This is a genomic window from bacterium (assembly GCA_040755755.1).
Lineage (GTDB): Bacteria > SZUA-182 > SZUA-182 > DTGQ01 > DTGQ01 > DTGQ01.
The window spans coordinates 1-5,128 of record JBFLZW010000075.1; the positions used below are offsets into that span (position 1 = coordinate 1).

Consider the following 5,128-nt stretch of genomic DNA (forward strand, 5'->3'; position numbering starts at 1 on the left):
ATACGAGAAGGCACAGATCGATCCTGCCACAGTCAGCTATATCGAAACCCACGGGACAGGAACCAGTCTGGGTGATCCGATCGAGATCAACGGCTTGAAGAAAGCCTTCGAGGAGCTGTATAAAAAGCGGGGCAAAACCCCACCCCCAAAGCCCCACTGCGGCCTTGGCTCGGTAAAGACCAATATCGGCCACCTGGAGACAGCGGCAGGCATAGCCGGAGTTATCAAGGTAGTTTTAGCCATGCAGCATAAGACGCTTCCGGCCACGGTCCACTTCGAGGAGCTCAATCCCTACATTCAGCTTGAGGGCAGCCCATTTTATATTGTCAGAGAAACCATGCCCTGGGAACCGCTCAAGGGCGATGGTGGCTGGATTGTTCCCAGGAGGGCAGGAGTAAGCTCCTTCGGCTTCGGGGGGGCCAATGCCCACGTTGTGCTTGAGGAGTATGAAAAGGAGTGTGGTGGATACCCTCCCTATAAAGGCAACGGTCATCAGGACGAGCAGATTTTTGTGCTTTCAGCCCGGAATGAGGAAGGACTCAGGCTCTATGCCGGAAGAATGGCCGAATTTCTGAAAAAAAAGGCTCATGTCAGCCTGACCGACCTTGCCTATACACTGCAGGTTGGGCGGGAGGCCATGAATGAACGGCTGGCTGTAGTGGCATCCGGTATCCGGGAATTGATAGACAGGTTAGAGCAGTACTGCCACGACCAGGCGGATGCGGATAGAGAAGATGTATACCGGGGAAGGGTGGATAAAGAGAAAGCGGACCTTTTAGTGACCGGAAAAGAGGGAGAGGAGTTTATCAGGATTATTATCACCGAGAGGAAACTGGCCAAGTTAGCCAGACTCTGGGTATCGGGAGTGGATATTGACTGGAAATTACTCTACCTGACATCGTCCCCAAACCGGATTGCGCTTCCTACCTATCCCTTTGCCAGACAACGCTATTGGATACCGGCACCAGCGGGCTCGATGGGGCATGCCAGGAAAATTCAGCCCCTGCATCCCTTCCTCAATGGGATCGATCCGGAGGCAAGCCTGGTGCAGCAGGGGCTTGCTTTTAAAAAAATCCTGCACTGGAACGACTTGATCCTCAGAGACCATAAAGTGCGAGGTCAATCCACACTTCCGGGAGTGGTGTATCTGGAAATGGCCTGTGCGGCTGTTTCAGCAATTAAACAGAATCACGGCTTCAACCTGGCACAGGTGGTCTGGCTTCAGCCGCTAACTCTCAAAGATACCAGTAAAGAAGTTCACCTCACCCTCATCGACGGAAACGGCCAGCTCAACTACGAGGTCCAGAGCAGCTCGAACGGCCATCCCGTTACCCACGCCAAAGGTACAATAAGCCTTGCTGATTCTCCTGCCGGGAGAATTGAGCAGCGCATCCGCACCGAAGAGATACAGGCAAAATGCACCCAGAGGATCGATAAGGAAACCCTGTATGCCACCTTCAGGCAGACCGGCCTCGACTATGGCTCCTATTTTCAGGGGTTGGATCAAATCTGGATCAATGCCGATGAAGCCCTGGGACATTTCAGCCTGCCGCTCCTATATGAGCATGAGCTCAGACAGTATACCCTCCATCCCGTCCTGATGGATAGCGCTCTTCAGACCATAGCCGGGCTGTTGACCTGCCTTGACGAATGGGATGGGCAACTCCTGCTGCCCTTTGCGGCAGAGAGGGTGGAGATTACCCATCCCCTTCAGGCAAGCGGATATGCCTATGTCAAAGCCCTGGGAAATTACCGCTTTCATGTGGCAATCCTCGATGAGAGCGGTCTGGTATGCATTAAGCTTCACGAGGTGACTTTACGGGAATCCGCTGTGCAACTGAAATCCTTCTTTTATCTTCCTTACTGGAAACAAAGCCCGCTCAAGTCCATTCAGACGCCCAGTCATCAGGCATGGCAGATCAGGAAAACCGGAGAAGAGCGGGGGAAGGATCGTCAGACCGTACTTATCATTTACCCCCCGCACGGTTTGAAGCTTGTGGAATTGCTGTCACACTTTCATCCGAAAGACGAAGTAATGAGGATCCGGCTGAGCGGCTCTGCAACAAAGCGGATTTCACCCGGATACTGGGAAGTGAAAACCGATGAACCGGCTGGCCTGGACTTTTGTATTCAACAGATAAGTACCGTCCATGTCATTTATTTTCTTGGTGGGATCCAAGTTCAAAGGATAGATGAAGATTATCTGGCCAGACTGGAAAAAAGCCAGGAGGAGGGGGTGCTTTCTCTCTTCAGGCTGATCAAATCACTCAGCCGGCGTAAGCTCCTTCACCGCTCCTTTCAGCTCAAGGTGATTACCAATGATGCTTATCAGATCAGCTCTGAGGAAATCACCAATCCCTACTCGGCAAGCTTATTCGGATTAGCCAGGGTGATAGCCAAAGAATATCCCGCCGTGCAGGTCTCCTGCCTTGATATCAGGTGGGATGAAATAACGGGAAAAGCATCAGCCGAGACAATAAAGGCCCTCGGAGAGGCCATCGGCGTCCCGGCTTTTCCCTCGCCGCAGGAGAATGCAACGAGTAAAGAGGCAGCTATACGAGAAGGAAAGAGATACATCCGTACCCTGGAGCCGGTTCTCCTTCCTCCTGTGCCAGCACGTCAGACACCCCTCAAATTCCAGGGCGTGTACCTGATCTTGGGCGGAGCTGGCGGAATAGGGCTTGAGCTCAGCCGCTATTTAGCGGAAACCGTGCAGGCACGGCTGGTTTTACTGGGACGAAGCAGGTTGACGGCTGAGCGGAAAGAAAAAATCTCCGCAATCGAGGCAAAGGGCGCAAAGGTGCTGTATGTACAGGCTGAAGCAACAGACCTTGAGAGCATGAGAGAAGCTGTCACCACAGCCAGATCTCATTTTGGCAGAATCAACGGGGTGATTCACTCTGCTCTTATCCTGAAAGACAAGACCCTGGAAAACATGGATGAAGAGACATTCCAGGCCGCCCTGGGCCCCAAGGTCCGGGGCAGTGTGGTTCTTTATGAGGTAATAAAGGGTGAGCCTCTCGATTTTATCCTGTTTTTTTCCTCCAGCCAGTCGTTCCTGAGCAATGCCGGGCAAAGCAACTATGCCGCAGCCTGCACCTTCAAGGATGCCTTTGCCCTTTATCTCAATCAGCGAGAGTCATATCCAGTCAAAATTATCAACTGGGGATATTGGGGAAGCGTGGGAGTTGTGGCTTCAGAGGAATATAACAGGCTGCTGGCAGCGCAGGGCTTCCACTCCATCGAGCCTGAAGAGGGAATGGAGGCAGTGCACAGGGTCCTAGGCCATAATGTGGTTCAAGTTGTGGCCGTAAAAGCGGAAGACCACGCCCTGGAGGAGATGGGTGTTGACCAGCATCACCGGATTGAGGTACTGCCTGAAGATATTCCTTCGACTATTAACACTATGACCTGTGAGGTCAATAAGTTTCTCGATGAGGAAACGCAGGGAGAGGATGAGGACCAGGGAGAGGATGACGACCAATGAGTAAGCAGAAGTTACTTCATTTTCGGCAGATAATGAGCGAGCTCGATAAGTTCGGCCAATATCTATTACTCGGCTTCTTTCAGAAGGAGGGAGTTTTTCGAAAAGGGGGTGAGCACTATCAGAGGATAAAGCTCAGAGAGCAGATGAAGATTATCCCCAGGTATTTCCGCCTCTATGATGCCCTGCTCGGCATTATGAACAGAGCAGGATTCATTCACCTTGAACGACAGAAAATAATTACCCAGCCGATTCTGGATGAAGCAGAGCTTAAAAAGGAGCTTCAGCGAGCCGAAGCAAAAAAGGCGGATTTAGCCGCAGCCTTTCCTGAAATCGAAGCCCATCTTCGTTACCTTTGGACATGTCTGGAGCATTACCCACTGATTCTCCAAGGAAATATTCCTGCCACCGATGTCATATTTCCCCATTCCTCGATGGAGCTGGTTGAAAAAATTTACCAGGGAAATGCCATAGCCGACCATTTCAACCGGCTGGTGGCTCAAAGCATTCATTCATATATTCAAGCCAGGCTTCCGCAATTACCGAAGGAAGGGGAGAAAAACAGGATTCCGGGGAAGAAAGAGAAAAAGATCAGGATTCTGGAGATAGGAGCAGGGACCGGAGGGACGAGCGCCTTTGTACTTGAAGCCATCAAAGAGTATGCACAATACCTCCATTATGTCTACACTGACATTTCCCTCAGCTTTACTCAGTACGGGCAAAAGCAGTATGGAAAGCGCTATCCCTTTATGGAGTTCAGGATACTGAACATTGAAGAAGACATTGAATACCAGGGGTTCATGCCTGGGAATTTTGATCTGGTCCTCGCAGCCAATATCCTGCATGCCACCAGAAGAATGCAGGATACCATCCGCAATGTAAAGGCCCTTTTAAAGAAGAATGGATGCCTGATCCTGAATGAAGTTACCGAGACCCAGGATTTTTTGACCCTGACCTTTGGCCTGCTGGATGGATGGTGGCTCTTCGAGGATGAAGAGAACCGGCTGAAAGGCTCCCCTCTTCTCAGCACGGATAGATGGCAAAAACTGCTCACCGAGGAAGGATTTGAGCGAGTAGTTGTCTTGGGATCAGAAGAGAGGGGATCAGAAGAGAAAGAAACGTCAAAGAAAGAATCAGCAGAGAAAAAAGAGAGGATGTTAACTCAAAGCATTATTGTGGCTGAAAGCAATGGCCAATTAATGCTCAAAAGACAAAAGAAAGAGCCTGCCCTGGACAGCAGCGCCACAGCCCGGATTCCAGCCAAGTTCAGCCCTGCCCAGATTAACCCAGGGAATATTCAGCTCCAAGATGCCTTATCAGCTTCGAAGGCCCCCTCCCCTGCTGATTATTCCGCAGGCATGCAGAACTTGCAGGACTTTCAGGAAATGACGCGGGAATATGTAAAGGAAGTGCTGTGCTGGGTACTGAAGATACAAAAAGGTGAGATAAATAACCGGGCCTCTTTTGAAAAATACGGCGTGGACTCCCTGGTGGTCATGGAGATCAATAAGGAGCTTGAGAAAGACTTTGGGAAGCTGCCTGCCACCTTGCTGTTCGAGCATATGTCTGTCGAGGCACTGGCAGCCTATTTTATCACCCACCATCGCCCCACTCTGGAGAGCATGCTGGCAGAGAAAATGAAGA

At 51.0% G+C, this 5,128-nt stretch carries 2 protein-coding genes; both read left to right on the forward strand.

Annotation, left to right across the window (positions count from 1 at the left end):
- Positions 1 to 3,487: SDR family NAD(P)-dependent oxidoreductase (locus AB1611_20375; protein ID MEW6381939.1), on the forward strand; the 3,487-nt coding region annotated here is incomplete at its 5' end.
- On the forward strand, positions 3,484 to 5,128 hold a 1,645-nt coding region (locus AB1611_20380; GenBank protein ID MEW6381940.1), incomplete at its 3' end, for a methyltransferase. The genes AB1611_20375 and AB1611_20380, both read left to right, overlap by 4 nt.